Source organism: Bacteroides faecium (assembly GCF_012113595.1).
Lineage (GTDB): Bacteria > Bacteroidota > Bacteroidia > Bacteroidales > Bacteroidaceae > Bacteroides > Bacteroides faecium.
The window spans coordinates 4,142,188-4,161,762 of sequence record NZ_CP050831.1; the positions used below are offsets into that span (position 1 = coordinate 4,142,188).

The window sequence follows — 19,575 nt, forward strand, 5'->3', positions numbered from 1 at the left end:
TATATTATCTTTTCGATTGTGTTATTTTTGTCTCTTGTTATTAGAGATAGTTACAAAAATATGATACGTATATTACATACTGCCGACTGGCACCTTGGACAAACCTTCTTCGGCTATGATCGTGCCGTAGAACATGAGGTGTTTTTGAATTGGCTGTCAGAAGAAATTCGTCAGAAAGAGATTGATGCATTGATTATAGCCGGGGACGTTTTTGATGTCTCCAATCCTTCGGCTGCGTCCCAAAGCATGTATTATCAATTTATTTACCGGGTAACGGCAGAGAATCCGAACTTGCAGATTGTGATTGTTGCCGGCAACCATGATTCGGCGGCACGTCTGGAGGCTCCTCTGCCTTTATTGCAGGCTATGCGGACAGAGGTCAGAGGAGTGGTGCGCAAACGGGAAGGTGGAGAGATAGATTATGACCATTTATGTGTGGAACTGAAGAATCGCCAGGGAGAAGTAGAGCTGCTTTGCATGGCAGTTCCTTTCTTGCGTCAGGGGGATTACCCGTCTCTACAAACGGAAGGTAATCAGTATGCGGAAGGAGTTCGTGAACTTTATACGCAACTCCTGCAAAGATTATGGAAGCGAAGGAAAGCCAACCAGTCGATTCTTGCCATCGGTCATTTGCAGGCTACCGGATCGGAGATTGCAGAGAAAGATTACAGTGAACGTACGGTCATTGGCGGTTTGGAGTGTGTATCGCCGGATGCTTTTTCAGAACAGATAGCCTACACTGCCTTGGGACATATTCATAAGGCCCAGCGAGTATCCGGACGCGAGAATGTACGCTATGCGGGGAGTCCTATTCCGATGTCTTTTGCAGAGAAACATTATCATCATGGAGTGGTGATGGTAACTTTTGACGGTGGTTGTGCGGTAGATATAGAACGGATTGAATGCCCGAAGTTAGTCCCTTTGGTGAGTGTACCGAATGGAGAACCTGCATTACCGGAAGTTGTACTGGATGCTTTGAAAGATTTACCGGTGGCAGAGGAAATGGCTCCTTATCTGGAAGTGAAGGTGCTGTTGGAAGAACCGGAGCCTATGCTTCGGCAGGCGATAGAGGAAGCTCTGGCAGATAAAAACTATCGGTTGGCACGCATTGTTTCCACGTATCACAATGATGCGGGAAGGGTGGAAAAAGAGGAAACGGATTGGAAAAGGGGATTACAAGAGATGTCCCCTTTGCAAATTGCGCAATCTACCTTTGAGAAGATTTATCAAGCGGAAATGCCTGAAGAACTAACAGAACTATTTCAGGAAGCCTACCTGGCTGCTACCCGTAAAGAAGAGGAGGAAGAAGGATGAAAATATTAGCGATACGATTGAAGAATTTGACTTCGATAGAAGGAACGGTTGAAGTGGATTTTACTTCCGAGCCTTTACATTCAGCAGGAATTTTCGCCATTTCGGGACCTACGGGAGCGGGTAAATCTACTTTACTAGATGCACTATGTCTGGCATTATATGATAAAGCGCCCCGTTTTGCCACTTCGGTGGAAAGTGTAAATCTGGCGGATGTGGGAGATAATCAGATTAACCAGTCCGATGTCAGAAACCTGTTGCGTCGCGGAACGAGCGACGGTTATGCGGAAGTCGATTTTTTAGGAATAGACGGACATCGCTATCGTTCCCATTGGTCGGTAAGACGAACAAGAAATAAGGTGAGCGGCTCTTTGCAACCACAGGCGTTGGAAGTGAAAGAACTGGATACGGAAAAAGAATTTCAAGGTACTAAAAAAGAACTGTTGGCTCAATTGGTCGATTTGATCGGTTTGACGTATGAGCAGTTTACCCGTACGATATTGTTGGCGCAGAATGATTTTGCTACTTTCCTGAAATCGAAAGGAGCGGCAAAAGCGGAATTACTTGAAAAGCTGACGGGAACGAGTGTTTATTCGCAGATTTCACAGGAAATTTTTATCCGGAACAAAGCAGCACAAGAGGAAGTGGCTCTGATTCATAATAGAATGAGTGTGATTGAACTGATACCGGAAGATGAACTGTCGGCTTTACACCAAGAAAAAGAATCATTGATTGAAAAACGTGCGGCGGGAATAAAATTACTGGCGGAGCAGAATACACAATTGAATGTTGTCCGCTCATTAAAGATGCAGGAAGAACTTCGGAAGAAGAAACAGGAAGAAGAACAGGGTGAGCAGGCGAAACTGAAAGTGTCCTTGGAAAGGCTTGCTTCACAAGAGGAAGGACTAGCGCATTTTAAAACTCAATGGGAAGCCATACAGCCGGATTTGAAAAAGGCGCGCCAGTTGGACGTACAAATACAGTCACAGCAAGGCGGATATATACAGTCACAACAGATTTTACAGACAGCCTGCGGGCAGGTGACAGAACAGGAAAAAAAGATGCGGACAGCTACGGAGCACTTGCAATTATCTTATCGTTCTTTGAATCGCTTGTTGAATCATGCAGGAGTAGAAGAAACTTTGCAACTTGAACAGGTGGAGACAATCTTGCGGCAGGAAGAAGATGTGTTAAATGCCGGAGTAAAGGCGAACGAAGAACGGTTGGAACGATTGAATTCTTTTGGCTATCCGTCATTGGCTGAAGAACAAGTGAAGTTGCAGAAAGAACAGACGCGGCAACAGACCATTCGGCAGTTAACTGAAACGCAAACGAAAGCCAAGACGGAAATCGAAAGATTAGAGAAAGAAACGGCCGATTGTTTAAAGCAACTGGCAGAACAGGATACTGCACTGAAAACAGTCCAACGGCTTTATGAAAATGCCCGTATGGCGGTAGGAAAAGATGTGAAGGCTTTGCGCCGGCAGTTGCAAGAAGGCGAAGCCTGTCCGGTTTGCGGTAGCACATCGCATCCTTATCATCAGGAACACGAGGTAATAGATACTCTTTTTCGGAATATAGAGCAGGAATATAATACAGCGGTAGCTGCTTGTCAACAGAACAATAACCGTAGTATTGCCCTGCAACGTGATTTGACACATCAGAAAACGATTGAAGAACAGGTACGTGAGCAGTTGGCTACATTGCAGAAAGAAGGTTTGGATGTTGGTGACGAAGAACAGATACAGCATCGTCTGGAAGAGTTGGCTAAACTCATTTTAGAGTACCGCAATCTTTATGCGGAATGGCAACATAGCGATGAAGAGATTAAGAAAATGCGTGCCTATTGTGAGGCTCTGCGAGAAAATGTCTCCCAATGCCGTTTGGCAATGCAGAAAGTATCGTCTGACAAAGAACAACTGACTATTTTGCAAAACGCAGTCGCAGCCGAACAGAAACGATTTGAAGTGATGGAGAAAGCATTGAACACACTACGTCAGGAACGTTCGGTCTTATTGAAGGGCAAGAGTGCGGACGAAGCGGAAGCTGCCGTAGCGAGAAGGGAAAAAGAGCTGAATCTTGCTTTGGAACAAGCACGTAGAGAAGTAGAGACAGCACAGAATCGTCTTTCCGGGTTACAAGGAGAAATAAAGCAGATAACTTTAGCTATTGGAGAATTGCGGGAACAACAAAAACAGATTGAATTCCCCGAACAACTTCCTGAAATAATCAAGAAGCAACAGGAAGAAAATCTGAATACGGAACGAACCTTTTCTACTATTGAAGCCCGATTATTGCAACAGATAAAGAATAAGGAAACAGTAGAAAAAATAGCCAAAGAACTGGCTGAGAAACAAGCTGTAGCGGAACGCTGGGCGAAGCTGAACAAGCTGATTGGAAGTGCGGACGGAGCGAAATTCAAAGTTATCGCGCAAAGTTATACTTTGAATTTACTGTTGCTTCATGCCAACAAGCATTTGTCCTATCTCTCCAAACGCTATAAATTACAGCAAGTTCCCGGCACATTGGCACTTCAGGTCATCGACTGTGATATGTGTGATGAGGTGCGGACTGTATATTCCCTTTCCGGGGGAGAATCCTTCCTGATCTCTTTAGCATTGGCATTGGGATTGTCGTCCTTATCCAGCAATAATCTGAAAGTGGAATCCCTTTTCATTGATGAAGGATTCGGCTCTTTGGATGCGGAAAGTCTGCGAACAGCTATGGAAGCGTTGGAACAACTGCAAATGCAAGGAAGAAAAATCGGAGTTATTTCTCATGTGCAGGAAATGAGTGAACGGATTTCCGTTCAGGTACAGGTACATAAGAAAGTGAATGGAAAAAGTGTGCTCACCGTCGTAGGGTGAGCACCGTTATTTCCGGCCATGCACCGAAGCGGAAAGGTAATCCTACATAACCGATTCCAACATTGACATATAAGCCACGTGTACCTTCCAAGTACATTCCACCCCATTCGGGATAGACATATACAGAAGGAGAGTAGTTACCGAATTGAAGCTGCATGGCGTGAGTATGTCCTGCCAACATTAAATCTACGTCCGATTTGGGTAACACTTCCCGCCGCCAGTGCGTAGGATTGTGGCTCAACAGTATTTGGAACATACCGTCAGTGCCGGCTTTTGCCCCGGCGAGATCGCCATGTTGGGAGAAGGGCGGTTCACCTTCATTTTCTACTCCGATAAGGGCAATACTGTCATTTCCCTGAATCAGAATGGAATGTGAGTTATTCAGCAGTTTCCATCCCATAGCTACCTGCCTTTGCTCTAAATCAATCAGATTATCGTCTTGCTCCTGCTTGCTTTTCCAACGGAAATAAGGACCGTAATCGTGATTTCCCAAGATGGAGTAAACCCCGTCTTTAGCTTTCAACCGGGCTAGTATTTCCTGAAAACCGTCCAATTCCTTCGCACGGTGATTTACCAAGTCTCCGGTGAAGACAATAAGATCGGGCTGTTGAGCGTTTACCAGGTTTACCATTTTCTCGATATCAGGTGCATTTCCTATCCAACTACCGATATGTAAGTCTGAAAGCTGTACAATGCGGTATCCGTCAAAAGCTTGGGGAAGCCGGGGAGAGGAGTAGGTGACTTCTTTGACCTCAAACCGGCTTCGTCCGATGAAAGAACCGTAGAGAATCATAATAATACAGATGACAGCTAATGTCAATCCTGTACAGATAAACGGAGTACGTGGCACCCGGAGCCATTTATGAAAAGGAATCCCAATGACAGTGCAGACAGCCAATAGCAGTTTGGGAGCTGCAAACAGGAAGAAGAAGACAGAAAACCATCCGATATCCCTCGTATGGCTTTCGGAGAAAGGATTATTGGCAAAAAATACCAGATACACCAGTCCCGCAAGGATAAGGACACTCGGTATCCAATAGAGGATTCGCAACCATCGCTTTGCTGTGAGCCGGACGATAAAACGAAGATACAGATATATATCCGGTAGGATCAGAAACAATAGCAGGAATATAAATAAACGTTGTAACATGCTGATTCGGAGTTAATATATTTAGAGTCTCTATTTTTATATCAATTCATTTAATTCGCTCAGGTTCTTTTTGATTTCGTGAATACGGTTAAGGAATTTCTTGCGGTAAATCCATAGGATCAAGCCAAGTCCGCCACCCCATAACAGAAAGAAAAAGAGCATCATACTTATTCCATATTGCCATACTTGCCAGTAAATAAATGAAAGTACAGCCAGTATCAGAAGAAAGATAATGGCAAACAACCGTTCTCTGATAGTCCACCGATGGATACGGTTGACGCGGCCAATCACTTCCACAAGCGGCATTTCGTCTATTTGAGTCCGTTGGAGAAAACGGGTGGTGACGATGTCCCAGCAAAGTGCCGGAATCCAGGCAAGAAGGATGATGATATAGATTGGATTCAAACGGTTGTGTAACAATACTTCCGCTAAAAACAATATTAATACCGGCAGAGAAATCAGGATCAGCTTGATATTCAGGTTGGCAATGGCATGGATACCTTTGTCAGCATGTCCTATCAGCTTCGAAAGCTCTTCTTCCTTGATAAGCTCCTTGTCTTTCAAGTGCTCATCGAGGGCATTCCAGGATTTTTTCAGTTCTTCCAGTTCCATATATCTTATTCCTCCTTTTTCATTCTTTTAAGTTTGTCTTTGATACGACTTAGCTTGGTCGCCACGTTCGTTACCGTCAACCCCGTGATTTCTGCGATTTCCTCATAACTTTTATCTTCGAGATAAAGCAGGATGATTGACTTGTCGAGTTGTCCCAGTTGGTTAATCATCCGATAGAGCTGTTTCAGCATTTCATTGATCGGGTCGTGTGCTTCGCTTGTCCAGTCAATCTCATGGGTAAGGCTGACGATTTCCGGTACATTTTTCTCTTTACGATAAAAACTGATACAGGTGTTGAGGGCAATACGGTAAATCCATGTGGAAATCTTACATTCTTTTCTGAATTTGGGAAAAGCTTTCCAAATATTCAGTATCACATCCTGATAGAGATCGTTGAGAGGAGCGTTCGGATTGGCATACAGATAGCATACTTTGTAGATAACCCGTTCATATTCACGGATGACCGACAAGAACTCTTGCTCAATGGGGTTATTTGCCTCTGTTGCTCGTTCTCTCATGGAGTTTATAATTGCTTTTTTGGTTAGTTAGTCGTGAGAAAAGGAGAAAAATCACAGTAAATGGAAGCTATTGTAAATTGGCTGCCAGGAATTTACGGATTTCTTCTACGTTCTTTCCCCGGCGACGGGCATAATCTTCGAGTTGGTCTTCACCAATCTTGCCAACAGAGAAATATTCGGCTGCCGGATGCGCGAACATCAGTCCGCAAACGGATGCGTGAGGATACATTGCTCCGTTTTCAGTCAGCGAAATACCTATCTGTTTCATATCTAAGAGGTCGTCTAGCAGGAAGTTGACGGATTGATCCGGCAAAGAAGGATAACCGACTGCCGGGCGGATTCCCTGATATTTCTCAACCAGCAAATCTGCCATACCTAAATTTTCATTCTTGGCATATCCCCATGCTTCTTTTCGTACATATTCATGCATCTTCTCCGTAGCTGCTTCCGCAAGTCGGTCGGAGAGGGTTTGGACGAGTAAATGTTTATATGGATCCTGTTCATACAGTCCTTCCATATCTGCGTCAATAGAAGAAGCAAAAGCACCGATAGTATCCGGGATGCCGGAAGACAGCGGACGGATAAAGTCGCTTAAACAGACAAAGGGACTACCGTCCTTTTTAGGCGTTTGCTGACGAAGTAAAGGGAAGGTAATGAACTGTCCTTCCTCCTTCTCAATCAACAGGTTATCTCCATCGGAATTTGCCTTGCAGAGTTTGAAGATTGTCTTTACTTCATAGTCACGGTCGAGCGAATCCAGCATCCGGTTGGCCTCTTTGAATAATTGCATGGCTTCGGCGGCTTTGCTACGCTCTTCTTCGGGGAAGCTGGCCAGCCACATGGCACGGCAGGCATCGCATCCATGAATGTTGGCAATAGCCGCAAAACGTGGTTGGAAACCCCATGCATGAAAGAAGTAAATCCAGTTGATGTATGGGGTGACGTTATGTATTTTATAAGGTAGAATCATAAGCCATATAATTAAATATTTAGGCGCGGATTACACGGATTTCACGGTTTTTAGAAAATGGATTACATAGAACGACAGCGTAATCTGCGTAATCCGTGCCTGAAAAATCTTATTTATCGTTCAAAGAACAACTCTTGTCCGCGATAAGTTTCGTCTATCTCTCCGTTGTTGTATAACAGATGTCCGTTTGCAAATGTTTTCTCCACTTTCCAGTTGAAAGTATACCCTTCCAGCGGGCTCCATTTACATTTGCTTAAAATACAGCCGGTTGTTACTGTCCACTTATTGTCAGGGCGTACCAAAACAAGGTCTGCTTGATAACCTTTACGAATGAATCCGCGATTTTGTATTTCGTACATTTGCGCAGGTGCGTGAGCCATCTTTTCTACTATTTTTTCAATGGTAAACGCTCCTTTGTCAACCAGTTCAAGCATACTGACTAATGAGAATTGAATCATCGGCATACCGGACATGGCTTTCAGTGCTCCTCCCTCTTTCTCACTTAGCAAGTGCGGAGCATGATCTGTTGCAATAGCGTCAATAAGACCGCTATTGACTGCTTCCTGCAATGCTTTCCGGTCTTCGGCTGTCTTGATGGCAGGGTTACATTTGATACGTGCCCCTAGCGTCTGATAATCTTCTTCGGTAAAAAGCAAGTGGGAGTCGCAGGCTTCTGCTGTGATTCTCTTTTGTGCCAAAGGAGCGTTGGAGAACAAACTCAATTCTTTAGCGGTGGAGATATGCATGATATGCAGACGCGCGTTGGTTTCACGTGCCAGTTTCACTGCCAGTTCGGAAGAGCGGTAGCAGGCCTCTTCTGAGCGGATCACAGGATGGAGAGCCAGAGGTACATCGTCTCCGTATTCTTTTTTATATTTATCCGTATTTTCTTTGATGATTCCCTGATCTTCGCAATGGGCGGCGATAAGCAGATCCGTTCCGCCGAAGATATTGCGCAGGCTGGCCATGCGGTCTACCAGCATATTGCCGGTACTTGACCCCATAAACAACTTCACACCACAGACACGGTGTTTGTCTAACTTTGTAAACTGGGTATAGTTATTATTGGTTGCTCCGAAATAGCAGGAGTAGTTGACTGACGACTTTTCGCCCAGTAGAGCAAATTTCTCGTCCAGGGCTTCCAAAGTGGTGGTTTGCGGATTGGTATTCGGCATATCCATGATGGAAGTGATGCCACCGGCTGCCGCGGCATGGCTTTCTGTGGTAATATCTGCCTTATGAGTCAGTCCCGGATCACGGAAATGTACATGTTCGTCGATGGCACCCGGCAAAAGGTAACATCCGGTTGCATCTATGATTTCGTCACAAGGCGCAGTTGCTTTTTCTTCGCCTGCCAATATTTCGGCGATTTTTTCGTCTTCGATTACAACCGAACCCAGTACTTTTCTTCCTTCGTTGACAATAACGGCATTTTGAATCAGTGTACGTTTCATTTCTTTTGTGGGAATTTATGGAACCAACTATTTACTTTTAATTTAATCACACCGAATATGGCTTCTCCGAAGATACTGCTGTTCATCTTGGAAGTACCCAGTTCGCGATTGATGAAGATAACGGGAACTTCGATGATTTTGAAGCCGCATTTATAAGCGGTGAATTTCATTTCAATCTGAAAAGCGTATCCTTTAAAACGAATATGGTCTAAATCAATCGTTTCCAATACCTGGCGGCGGTAACAAACAAATCCGGCGGTTGTATCGTGTACGGGAATGCCTGTGATAAATCTCACATATTTGGATGCGAAATAGGACATCAGTACCCGTCCCATCGGCCAGTTCACTACGTTCACTCCGCTGACGTAGCGGGAGCCGATAGATACATCTCCACCCTGTTCCGAGCAAGCCTGATATAAACGGGGTAAATCGTTCGGGTTATGGCTGAAATCGGCATCCATTTCGAAGATATATTCGTATGCGTGTTCCAGTGCCCATTTGAAACCGGTAATGTAGGCAGTGCCCAGTCCCAGTTTTCCTTTACGTTCGATCATGAAAAGACGTTCGGGAAATTCTTGTTGCAAGGTCTTTACGATAGTTGCCGTTCCGTCCGGCGATCCGTCTTCTATTACCAGAATATGGAATACTTTGGGAAGTCCGAAAACGGCACGGATGATATTTTCTATGTTCTCCCGTTCATTATAGGTGGGGATAATTACGATGCTATCCGATGTTTGCATATAGTTTCTATAAATTTAGAAACAAAAGTAGCTCTTTTCCTTTAGTTACGGATGAACTAAGGAATATTTAACGTGAAGATTAAGGCTCTGTAACTAGCCGGTGTTGGTAAAGAACGAACTGTTACTTATAAATGATTGTGCAGAAGTCTTAAAACGAGTGGTATCCGGGATGCTCATCCGGGGATGTACAAGATGCTCATCTGGGAATGTACGAGATGCTCATCTGGGGATGTACGAGATGCTCATCTCGGTTATGTTTTCTTTTAATGCAAACTGTGGAGTGGTTATACGCTTCGCCTCTATGTTACTTGTGAACTCTTCTTTTCCGACTTATTTAAGGTCTTGTTCCGCTTTTTTTGTACTTTTGCGGTGAAATTCTTAATAGGTATGACAATAACTGAGTTGCAACAACAATATGCTGCCCACCCCAATACGGCAGTAATGAAGCGCTTGTTGAAGGACACTTCTGTTCAAACTATCTTTTGTGGTGGACTGTGCGCATCTGCTGCTTCCCTTTTTTCTTCTGTATTGGTGCAAGAGGGTGGTTGCCCGTTTGTTTTTATTTTAGGTGATCTTGAGGAAGCCGGATATTTCTATCACGACCTGACACAGATATTGGGTACGGAGACGGTACTTTTCTTCCCCTCTTCTTTTCGTCGTTCCATCAAGTATGGGCAAAAAGATGCGGCCAATGAGATTTTGCGTACGGAAGTATTGAGCCGTTTGCAGAAAGGGGAGAAGGGGCTGTGTATCGTTACCTATCCGGATGCGTTGGCGGAGAAAGTCGTGTCCCGCAAGGAACTGAGCAATAAAACGTTGAAACTGAACGTAGGCGAGAAGGTAGATACCATTTTTATAACGGACATTCTGCATAGCTACGGTTTTGAATATGTGGATTATGTCTATGAACCGGGACAATATGCCGTTCGTGGTAGCATTATAGATGTTTTTTCTTTTGCTTCGGAATATCCCTATCGTATCGACTTCTTTGGTGATGAGGTAGAAAGTGTCCGTACCTTTGAAGTTGAAACCCAATTATCCCGTGAGAAGAAGGATGGAGTATCTATCGTGCCCGATTTGGCTGTGACAGGTGATGTGACTACTTCTTTCCTTGATTTTATTCCGAAAGATACGACTTTGGCGATGCGTGATTTTCTTTGGTTGCGCGAGCGGATTCAAGTGGTGCATGACGATGCGTTGACACCGCAGGCGATAGCCGTTCAGGAAGCCGAAGAAAATGGCGGTATTACGTTGGAAGGGAAGTTGATAGACGGCAGTGAATTTACGGTACGTGCGCTTGATTTCCGCCGTTTGGAATTTGGTAACAAGCCGACTGGTACGCCGAATGCCAGTGTGACTTTCAGCACTTCCGTCCAGCCTATCTTTCATAAGAATTTCGATTTGGTAGCCGGTTCTTTCAAGGATTATCAGGAAAAAGGATATTCGCTTTATATCTGTAGTGACAGTATGAAACAGACGGATCGTATCAGGGCTATTTTTGAAGACCGTGGCGATAAGATACAATTCACACCTGTTGAACGTACCATTCACGAAGGATTTGTAGATAACACTTTACGGCTCTGTATCTTTACAGACCATCAGTTGTTCGACCGTTTCCATAAATATAATCTAAAAAGCGATAAAGCCCGTTCGGGAAAAGTGGCTCTTTCTTTGAAAGAATTGAACCAGTTTACTCCGGGCGATTATGTCGTACATACGGATCATGGTATCGGTCGTTTTTCCGGCTTGGTACGTATTCCGAATGGAGATACTACGCAGGAAGTTCTGAAGCTGGTCTTTCAGAATGAAGATGTTGTATTTGTTTCTATTCATTCCCTGCATAAGGTTTCTAAATATAAAGGAAAGGAAGGTGAAGCTCCGCGACTTAATAAGTTGGGTACGGGTGCATGGGAGAAACTGAAAGAACGTACAAAGAGCAAGATAAAGGATATTGCCCGTGATTTGATTAAGTTGTATTCGCAACGTCGGCAGGAGAAAGGTTTCTCTTATAGCCCCGATAGCTTCTTGCAGCGTGAGTTGGAAGCATCCTTCATTTATGAAGATACGCCGGATCAGAGCAAAGCGACTGTTGACGTAAAGGCGGACATGGAAAGTGATCGACCGATGGATCGCCTTGTTTGCGGGGACGTAGGTTTTGGAAAGACGGAAGTGGCTATCCGTGCCGCCTTCAAAGCGGTAGCCGATAATAAACAGGTAGCTGTTCTGGTGCCGACAACGGTGCTTGCCTACCAGCATTTCCAGACATTCCGCGAGCGTCTGAAAGGATTGCCTTGCCGGGTAGATTATCTAAGTCGCGCACGTACGGCTGCACAATCCAAAGCGGTTCTGAAAGGGTTGAAAGATGGGGAAATCGGTATCCTTATAGGTACTCACCGTATCCTGGGAAAAGATGTTCAATTTAAAGACTTGGGATTGCTGATTGTTGATGAGGAACAGAAATTCGGAGTTTCTGTAAAGGAGAAGCTGCGTCAACTAAAAGTGAATGTAGATACATTGACAATGACCGCCACCCCGATTCCCCGTACACTTCAATTCTCATTGATGGGTGCGCGTGACCTGAGTGTTATTTCTACCCCGCCGCCCAACCGTTATCCGATTCAGACCGAAGTGCACACCTTCAATGAAGAAGTAATCACGGATGCGATTAATTTTGAAATGAGCCGTAACGGTCAGGTTTTCTTTGTCAATAACCGAATCGCTAATTTACCGGAATTAAAAGCGATGATTGAACGACACATTCCGGATTGTCGTGTGGCAATCGGTCATGGGCAGATGGAACCGTCACAACTGGAGAAAATCATCCTGGACTTTGTCAACTATGATTATGATGTACTTTTGGCGACGACTATCATTGAAAGTGGTATTGATATTCCGAATGCCAATACGATCATCATTAATCAAGCACAAAATTTTGGATTGAGCGATCTTCACCAAATGCGTGGACGGGTAGGACGTAGCAACAAGAAAGCCTTCTGCTATCTGTTGGCTCCGCCATTGAGCAGCCTTACCGCAGAAGGAAAACGACGACTTCAGGCAATCGAGAACTTTAGTGACCTTGGAAGCGGAATCCATATTGCCATGCAGGATTTGGATATTCGTGGAGCAGGAAATCTGCTCGGTGCGGAACAAAGTGGATTCGTTGCGGATTTGGGATATGAAACGTATCAGAAAATTCTTTCCGAAGCTGTCCATGAACTGAAGAACGACGAATTTGCAGATTTGTATGCAGATGAAATCAAGAGTGAAGGACAGATTAGTGGTGAAGGATTTGTTGACGAATGTCAGGTGGAAAGCGATCTTGAGCTTTTATTACCGGCTAATTACGTAACCGGTAGTAGCGAACGTATGTTGCTCTATCGCGAATTGGATGGATTGACATTAGATAAGGATGTAGATGCCTTTCGTTCACGACTGGAAGACCGTTTCGGTCCTGTTCCACCGGAAACACAAGAGTTGCTGCGTATCGTTCCTCTCCGCCGCTTGGCAGCACGTTTGGGGGCGGAAAAAATATTCTTGAAAGGTGGGCGCATGACCCTGTTCTTTATATCCAATCCGGATAGTCCGTTCTATCAGAGCCAGGCTTTTGGTAAGGTGATAGACTATATGATGAAATATACCCGTCGTTGTGATTTGAGGGAACAGAATGGAAGACGGAGTATGTTGATTAAGGATGTATTGAATGTAGAGACAGCAGTCAGTGTGTTGCAGGAGATTGTGGCATTGCCGGTAAAAGAAGGAGTCGGATAGTTTCTGTTCTCTGATGAAATTAAAAAATAATAAGTTTGTTTTATTGCATAAGTCTGTCTATCTTTGAACTCATAATAATAAGGTGTCACAAATATGGCTGCTAAATATAAATCACTGGAAAATAAAAAGCCGGAACAGGTCAATGAACCGGTGGCTGCTTATCAAAGTGCAACTTCCGATACGAATCTTTATGTTCCTACAGAATACGAACGGGAAATTATAATGCGTTCGGAAAAGGATTATGAAGAGGGTAGGTTGTATACTCAGGAAGAAGTAAATAAGCAGGTGAAACAATGGTTGGATTAAAGATTGTATGGACAGAAACTGCTACAATTATTTTGCAACAGATTTTGACTTTCTACCGTGTTAGAAACGGAAATTCGCAATATAGTCGTTCTATCTATAGAATGATAAACGATGTTCTAAAGTTAGTTGCCAAATATCCATATATGTACAAAGCTACCTCTGTGCCTAATGTACGTGTTTTTCATTGTGATTATTTTAGGGTATATTATAGGGTACTTGACGAATATATTTTAGTGGAAGCTGTCTTTGATACCCGCCAAGACCCTGGTAAAGCGCCTTTTTAAGAATTTATTTTTTCTTACCGTATAACTTGTCTATCAAGTCAGAACGTCCGATACGTCTCAACTCATTAATGATGTTCTTCCGTTCTTCCGGTTTATACCAAAAGAAGAACTGACGTTGAGAAAGTTTCTCCCGTTGAGTTTTAGCACTGAATGTCGGTTCTAACGTGTATGGATGAAATCCGGTATACCATGCTTCAGTAGCAACTGTCATCGGAGTAGGAGTGAAGTCCTGCACTTGTTCCAAATGAAAGTCCAGTTGTTTGGTGATAACGGCAAGTTCTGCCATATCTTCTTCCTTACAACCCGGATGCGAAGAAATGAAGTAAGGAATCAGTTGCTGACGTAGATTTTCCTCTCTGTTAATACGGTCGAATATTTTCTTGAATGTTGTAAACTGTTCGAAAGATGGTTTGCGCATAATGGATAATACACGGTCACTGGTATGTTCGGGAGCCACTTTCAGACGCCCACTAACATGGTTGATAATCAGCTCACGAGTATATTCAGCAGTACTGCGATTCGTTTCAGGGTCTTTACTTTGATGAAGTAATAAGTCGTAGCGTACTCCGCTGCCGATAAAGGATTTCTTAATGCCGGGCAAGGCATCTACCGCATGATAAATATCCAGTAACGGGCGATGGTCGGAGTTTAGATTCGGACAAACTTTCGGGTGAATACATGACGGGCGTTTGCACTTCTTGCAGATAGATTCATCTTTCCCTTTCATCTGATACATATTGGCAGAAGGGCCACCCAAATCACTTAAATATCCTTTGAAGTCCGGTAACTGAATAACCTCTTTTACTTCTTTCAGAATAGATTCTTTGCTACGACTAACGATAAACTTTCCCTGATGCGCGGAAATAGTACAGAAAGCACAGCCACCGAAGCATCCCCGATGGATATTAATGGAAAATTTAATCATATCATAAGCCGGAATCCGTTTGCCTTTATATTTAGGATGCGGCATACGGGTATATGGCAAATCGAAAGAACGATCCAAGTCCTTTTGACTCATAGGTGGATAAGGCGGATTTACCACAACAATCTTATTTCCGACAGCTTGTGTGATACGTGAAGCCGAATATTTATTAGATTCTTCTTCAATATGCCGAAAATTGCTTGCTTGTTTTTTCTTATCCGCCAGACATTCTTCATGTGAATGGAGTTGAAGATCATCTTCGGCAGAAGTCCACTCTGTCTCACGGCAAAGGTAGGCTGTTTGTGGAATCGTTCCGATGATTGTTTTGAATTTACTGTTTGTCAATAAAGTCTCTTCATCGGTAAGCAGGCTTTTCATCTTTCGGATTAACTCCGCAATCGGTTTTTCTCCCATTCCGTAAATAAGTAAATCCGCACCGCTTTCACATAATATACTCTTTTGTACTTTGTCCTGCCAATAATCGTAATGACTTAATCGTCTCAAACTGGCTTCAATACCGCCCAAGATAACGGGAACATCGGGATAAAGTCTTTTCAGAATTTGACTGTAAACGGTAGAAGGGTAGTCCGGACGCATATCCGGGCGACCGTCCGGGGTATAAGCATCCTCACTACGCAGTCGTTTGTTGGCTGTATATTTGTTTACCATCGAGTCCATGCATCCGCCGGAGATACCGAAAAACAGACGGGGACGTCCCAGTTTCTTGAAATCACGCAAGTCATCACGCCAGTTAGGTTGAGGTACGATGGCTATTTTCAAACCTTCCGCTTCGAGAATACGCCCTATAACAGCAGCGCCAAAAGAAGGATGATCCACATAAGCGTCCGCGCTGAAGAGAATAACATCCAATTCATTCCATCCGCGAAGTTCCACTTCTTTCTTAGTAGTGGGTAACCAATCAGTCAAACGATATTCTTTCATGCCGCAAAGATACGGATAATAAAAAAACATCCCAATGATTTTTTTATTCATTGGGATGTTTAACTTCAATCATTAGGATGTTTTTTCAAAACTTCTCATTGATTGTGAACTCTAATGTCATTTGTTCTCCGTCATAGATTTCACGAAAACCGATACCTTGCTCAGAAAGATACTCTTTCAAATCCTGAAATGCGTCGGCATGGTCCATGATAATCTCTATCGTCTCACCGGGAGAAGCACCACATATAGCTTTTATTGCAGGAATCAGCGGGCTGTAAGCTGTCGTTCCGCGAGTATCTACCGTAATCATCGTTATTCCTCTTCTTCCGTTTCCGGACTGGAAAGCCAGGTGAGATAGAGCTTGATAAGCTGCTGTAAGCCGAATGCTTTCATATTATTGTGATAAATCACGTCGATGCAGAGATCCAGCAAGTCTTTGCTGTCCTCTTCCTGGCTGGCGATGAGAGAACGGATGTTTAGTTTCAACTTGTCCAGTACGCTTTCATCTACAATACCGGTGCTGTCAATGAGGTGGCGGAACAGAGCATATTTTTCAATGGTTCTCAAGTTTTCGTTAGATACTTCTATGCTGCGTGTACCGCTGGGATTTGCTTGTATAGTATACATTGTTTTTTAGTTTTAAGGGTTATTACAGTAGCAAAGATAGAATATAAAATGAGAAACATATTAAAAAATGGGATATTTTTTATTTCTGAATAAAGAATTCCAATATGCCTGCCATAATCGTTGCCCGGTCAGCTTCCGACTGGATACTTTCAAAAGGAAAGCCCAATACGAAAGTGCGGTAGTTCCCTTTATAAGCGATACCTGCACTCTGGTTGCCGGGAGCATACGTGAATACCGGAAAAGCAGTATCTACCGGGACGATGCAATCCGGTGCCGGGACAGCGTAACTATCTTCATTGGGGACACGCGGAATCGTAATCGTGCGTCCCAATCCATTGATCCGATTCGAAGTCTTGTCCGTCAGAGTGCTCTGATAACCGTATTTCAATATCTTCTCCGTAAACTCCCGATTTCCCTGTGTGCCGCTCATATCGCTTCCCACATACGCTCCGCTGACGAATAAGTTACCGCCCGACTGGCAATAGCTGGTGATAATCCGTTGCATGGCCGAAGAAAATGTCTTATAATATGCTTTGTTTACAGGATCTTCCTTTTCCAGCCCCAGAATATAATCCACAATCGGATAGTCTTCCAGTGATACCAGTCCGTTCTCTATCGCTTCATCACTGCATGACACGAAACTATATTTTCCGGCTGCTTGGATAGCCTTTCCATGAATAAAAGGATAGTCAAACGTATTTCCCGCAATTTTCATTCCCTCTAATTCGCTTCCGCTATGTCCCAGGCTTCCTTTTCCTTCTTTACCTGCCTGCGAGCGGTCGAAACCTTCCTGTGCGCCGCTGAATGAAATATTCGACAGATATGGAACCCCGGGATCTTGCTCCAAGTCAAATCCCGCTTTATCAGAAGTATTAATAATAGCCGGACCGCTGATTCTGTCAAACCCATTGATGATTAATACTTTTTCCCGTTCCCGTTTCGCCTTATATGCAGAAAGAATTTCGGAAGGGAAACTTTCTCCACCCCTGTTTACGGCAGTTACTTTAAATGAATAGACAAGTCCCGGTTCTATCTTGATGGTGTATGAGGACTTGCTGACCAATGTTCCATTATCAAAGCCGCCATAACCGATGCGTGTATATACAATGTATTCTCGTGGGCGGGCAGTAGGTTCTTGCGGATCATCTTCCCCTTTCCATGAAAGTTCCAACGTATTCTTCTTTTTACCGAAACGAACGGCGAAATTGCTTACAGGCAGTGGTTGTACCACATATTCTTTATCATGTTGGCTAGTGATAAACTGCAAAATACCTTTATAGATGGCACGTCCTACGGTAAACTTGAAATTCGGGTCATGCCCTAACTGCATATCTGCAAAGTTTTGATGAGAAAGCAATTCGATAATCGTAGAAGGAGTGGCGGGAAGTCTCGTCTCGCTATAATTCCGGTTCCACATACTCCGGCGTGTCCAAGGCAGGTTATAACTCGAATGAATGTCTTTCTGAATCTGTGACAGCAGAATATCCGTTAAGTCACGAGATGCATACCGGTCTGTTCCTGTGTTCAGTTTGCCATTATTGAAATCGGTGGTATAAATGCCGAGTGAACCGATCAGGCCATCCGTTTTACTGCATCCTGCATCGCTGTGCAGTGCCATTGTCATTTCCAATGGTACACGTAGCCCCGGTTGGTCCGGATTATATACGGAACCTCCGGATAAGTAATTGACAGTGTTGGAACGTGTATTAATGTCATCCACATAATCATTTTCACCTTTGCGTCCGGCATATACATCGTATGGCATTCCTGCCCATTGGGCAGAATAACGTGCTCCTTCCAGATAACGTGGCAGTCCGCTGATCTTTCCACCCCGGGAAATATTTCCCATTCCCCCGCCGAAACGTACCGCATCGGCACATACTACGCCGTGCTCACTGCTCTCATTACTTAGTATGACCATTCCATAGTCATTGTTTCCTTTATCAAATTCAAATGTACCGAGATACACCCATGTACCGGCACCTATTTTTTGATTTACCTTAAATTCGGTAACTCCGCCATTGTGAAAAACGAGATACTTGGCGTCACTTACACTATTAGGCAATGTCTGATAAGAAACATAAACGGCATATTCACCTGTTGCCGGCAGGGTAGGTACCCATTCGGCAAATGCCTGATCTTTATTCTTTTTTTTCTTTCTTTCGGTGGGGATGAAACGGCAAGTACCGTCGGCAAAAGGATTTTCCCCATCCCTATAAATCTTTTTCTTTTGGGCGAATCCTTTTACAGGAGCCATTGCCCACTTCGCTTTTTTACTTCCTACTTCCAGATAAAGGGAAGCGTTGGGCGTATCGTTATCCACTATGATTTCATTCTTTTGTGTATCCCGTTCACGGGGAGTATAAACGATAGCGCCTGCATTCTCCAGCATGGGAATCACATAGGGCAGAACGAAAGATTGAGTAAACAAATCTTCTGTAGTGCAGAACAAGCGGGGACGTTGCCATCCCCATTCGTTCTTGTCATTCTTGAAATAGTTGCCATGGCTTTGCCAGATTGCGATGTGACGGTCTTGTAATCCGCGTGAAATATCATTAGGACGTGAGATGTTTTTCACCCAGGGGGCTCCTTTATAATCAACGTTCAGGGACATTCGTTCCTTATCCTTTTTCTTGTTCCGGTAGAAATTAGGAACTAGTTCTTCGATAGGCTTTCCATCCGCATAAATCGTCAATTGGTAATAGTGGACGGGGCCCGGGAGCAATTCTTTCACCTGGTTATAAATCGCCTCTACGGTTTCCGGCCGGAAAGGCTGATAGGCGAAGCTCTCCGAAGCATAGACAGCAATTGTCTTGCGGTCATAATTAATGTCGATACTGTTCAGCTTTGGTGTGCTGATTTTAGCTGTTGCGGTATATTTGCTGAAATAATCCGTTAACCGTTCTTTTACATTCCTTTCAATATCCTGCGCAAAAAGGAAATTTGCGCCGAGTGTAAGGCATAGAAAAAACACTATTATTTTTTTCATCATTCAATTCTTTTAGGTCATTTATCACAGATTGCCCGCAAAAATAAACAAAAAAGAGTGAGAAGTATCCAAACTTCCCACTCTTCTTTCATTGTTTTATATTCTCTTAATTAAG

Annotated in this window: 15 protein-coding genes; 5 read left to right on the forward strand and 10 right to left on the reverse strand. The window is 43.8% G+C overall.

Features of this window, described 5'->3' with window-relative positions:
- Window positions 1–60 precede the first annotated feature (60 nt).
- A complete protein-coding gene (locus BacF7301_RS15060; RefSeq protein ID WP_167964017.1) occupies window positions 61–1,314 on the forward strand; it encodes an exonuclease SbcCD subunit D in 1,254 nt (417 codons plus the stop codon).
- Entirely contained in the window at window positions 1,311–4,178 is a 2,868-nt protein-coding gene (locus BacF7301_RS15065) for an AAA family ATPase (protein ID WP_167964019.1), read from the forward strand. Before BacF7301_RS15060 ends, BacF7301_RS15065 begins: the two co-directional genes overlap by 4 nt.
- On the opposite strand, the gene BacF7301_RS15070 is transcribed toward BacF7301_RS15065, so the two are convergent.
- The 6 genes from BacF7301_RS15070 to BacF7301_RS15095 all read right to left on the reverse strand — a co-directional run bounded on the left by BacF7301_RS15070 (window position 4,162) and on the right by BacF7301_RS15095 (window position 9,622).
- Window positions 4,162–5,328, reverse strand: a complete 1,167-nt coding sequence (locus BacF7301_RS15070) for a metallophosphoesterase (protein ID WP_167964021.1) — start codon at window positions 5,326–5,328, stop codon at window positions 4,162–4,164. The genes BacF7301_RS15065 and BacF7301_RS15070 overlap by 17 nt on opposite strands.
- Before the next feature lie 36 nt (window positions 5,329–5,364).
- Window positions 5,365–5,940 (reverse strand): hypothetical protein, encoded by a 576-nt coding sequence (locus tag BacF7301_RS15075; protein ID WP_167964023.1) that lies wholly within the window; start codon window positions 5,938–5,940, stop codon window positions 5,365–5,367.
- Window positions 5,941–5,945: 5 nt separating this feature from the next.
- Window positions 5,946–6,458, reverse strand: a complete 513-nt coding sequence (locus BacF7301_RS15080; RefSeq protein ID WP_022139515.1) for an RNA polymerase sigma factor — start codon at window positions 6,456–6,458, stop codon at window positions 5,946–5,948.
- A 67-nt stretch (window positions 6,459–6,525) separates the two neighbouring features.
- Window positions 6,526–7,428 carry a vitamin B12 dependent-methionine synthase activation domain-containing protein gene (locus BacF7301_RS15085; RefSeq protein ID WP_167964025.1) on the reverse strand — a complete coding sequence of 301 codons (903 nt, stop codon included), beginning with the start codon at window positions 7,426–7,428 and terminating at the stop codon, window positions 6,526–6,528.
- 113 nt (window positions 7,429–7,541) lie between these two features.
- The gene (locus BacF7301_RS15090; RefSeq protein ID WP_167964027.1) at window positions 7,542–8,882 is read right to left on the reverse strand and encodes a dihydroorotase; all 1,341 of its coding nucleotides are present in this window, start codon (window positions 8,880–8,882) and stop codon (window positions 7,542–7,544) included.
- Window positions 8,879–9,622 (reverse strand): polyprenol monophosphomannose synthase, encoded by a 744-nt coding sequence (locus BacF7301_RS15095; RefSeq protein ID WP_167964029.1) that lies wholly within the window; start codon window positions 9,620–9,622, stop codon window positions 8,879–8,881. Before BacF7301_RS15095 ends, BacF7301_RS15090 begins: the two co-directional genes overlap by 4 nt.
- Window positions 9,623–10,009: 387 nt before the next feature.
- Between BacF7301_RS15095 and mfd the strand changes: the two genes are divergently transcribed.
- From mfd to BacF7301_RS15110, 3 genes are all read left to right on the forward strand, one after another.
- Entirely contained in the window at window positions 10,010–13,390 is a 3,381-nt protein-coding gene (mfd, locus tag BacF7301_RS15100; RefSeq protein ID WP_167964031.1) for a transcription-repair coupling factor, read from the forward strand.
- A 93-nt stretch (window positions 13,391–13,483) separates the two neighbouring features.
- On the forward strand, window positions 13,484–13,696 hold the full coding sequence (locus tag BacF7301_RS15105) for a hypothetical protein (protein ID WP_167964033.1): 213 nt from the start codon (window positions 13,484–13,486) through the stop codon (window positions 13,694–13,696).
- On the forward strand, window positions 13,684–13,980 hold the full coding sequence (locus tag BacF7301_RS15110; RefSeq protein ID WP_167964035.1) for a type II toxin-antitoxin system RelE/ParE family toxin: 297 nt from the start codon (window positions 13,684–13,686) through the stop codon (window positions 13,978–13,980). Before BacF7301_RS15105 ends, BacF7301_RS15110 begins: the two co-directional genes overlap by 13 nt.
- 4 nt (window positions 13,981–13,984) lie before the next feature.
- Here BacF7301_RS15110 and BacF7301_RS15115 read toward each other — a convergent pair whose 3' ends face one another.
- From BacF7301_RS15115 to BacF7301_RS15130, 4 genes are all read right to left on the reverse strand, one after another.
- Entirely contained in the window at window positions 13,985–15,844 is a 1,860-nt protein-coding gene (locus BacF7301_RS15115) for a YgiQ family radical SAM protein (RefSeq protein WP_167967214.1), read from the reverse strand.
- 85 nt (window positions 15,845–15,929) lie between these two features.
- A complete protein-coding gene (locus BacF7301_RS15120; RefSeq protein WP_167964037.1) occupies window positions 15,930–16,154 on the reverse strand; it encodes a sulfurtransferase TusA family protein in 225 nt (74 codons plus the stop codon).
- A gap of 2 nt (window positions 16,155–16,156) precedes the next feature.
- On the reverse strand, window positions 16,157–16,471 hold the full coding sequence (locus BacF7301_RS15125) for a DUF8442 family protein (RefSeq protein WP_022139508.1): 315 nt from the start codon (window positions 16,469–16,471) through the stop codon (window positions 16,157–16,159).
- 79 nt (window positions 16,472–16,550) lie between these two features.
- The gene (locus tag BacF7301_RS15130) at window positions 16,551–19,460 is read right to left on the reverse strand and encodes a golvesin C-terminal-like domain-containing protein (RefSeq protein ID WP_167964039.1); all 2,910 of its coding nucleotides are present in this window, start codon (window positions 19,458–19,460) and stop codon (window positions 16,551–16,553) included.
- Window positions 19,461–19,575: the final 115 nt, after the last annotated feature.

Coding starts and splice junctions, on each gene's coding strand:
- BacF7301_RS15090 (WP_167964027.1), bottom strand. CDS start 8,882: ATGAAACGTACACTGATTCAAAATGCCGTTATTGTCAACGAAGGAAGA.
- BacF7301_RS15120 (WP_167964037.1), bottom strand. CDS start 16,154: ATGATTACGGTAGATACTCGCGGAACGACAGCTTACAGCCCGCTGATT.
- BacF7301_RS15115 (WP_167967214.1), bottom strand. CDS start 15,844: ATGAAAGAATATCGTTTGACTGATTGGTTACCCACTACTAAGAAAGAA.
- BacF7301_RS15085 (WP_167964025.1), bottom strand. CDS start 7,428: ATGATTCTACCTTATAAAATACATAACGTCACCCCATACATCAACTGG.
- BacF7301_RS15075 (WP_167964023.1), bottom strand. CDS start 5,940: ATGGAACTGGAAGAACTGAAAAAATCCTGGAATGCCCTCGATGAGCAC.
- BacF7301_RS15060 (WP_167964017.1), top strand. CDS start 61: ATGATACGTATATTACATACTGCCGACTGGCACCTTGGACAAACCTTC.
- BacF7301_RS15130 (WP_167964039.1), bottom strand. CDS start 19,460: ATGAAAAAAATAATAGTGTTTTTTCTATGCCTTACACTCGGCGCAAAT.
- mfd (WP_167964031.1), top strand. CDS start 10,010: ATGACAATAACTGAGTTGCAACAACAATATGCTGCCCACCCCAATACG.
- BacF7301_RS15065 (WP_167964019.1), top strand. CDS start 1,311: ATGAAAATATTAGCGATACGATTGAAGAATTTGACTTCGATAGAAGGA.
- BacF7301_RS15080 (WP_022139515.1), bottom strand. CDS start 6,458: ATGAGAGAACGAGCAACAGAGGCAAATAACCCCATTGAGCAAGAGTTC.
- BacF7301_RS15110 (WP_167964035.1), top strand. CDS start 13,684: ATGGTTGGATTAAAGATTGTATGGACAGAAACTGCTACAATTATTTTG.
- BacF7301_RS15095 (WP_167964029.1), bottom strand. CDS start 9,622: ATGCAAACATCGGATAGCATCGTAATTATCCCCACCTATAATGAACGG.
- BacF7301_RS15125 (WP_022139508.1), bottom strand. CDS start 16,471: ATGTATACTATACAAGCAAATCCCAGCGGTACACGCAGCATAGAAGTA.
- BacF7301_RS15105 (WP_167964033.1), top strand. CDS start 13,484: ATGGCTGCTAAATATAAATCACTGGAAAATAAAAAGCCGGAACAGGTC.
- BacF7301_RS15070 (WP_167964021.1), bottom strand. CDS start 5,328: ATGTTACAACGTTTATTTATATTCCTGCTATTGTTTCTGATCCTACCG.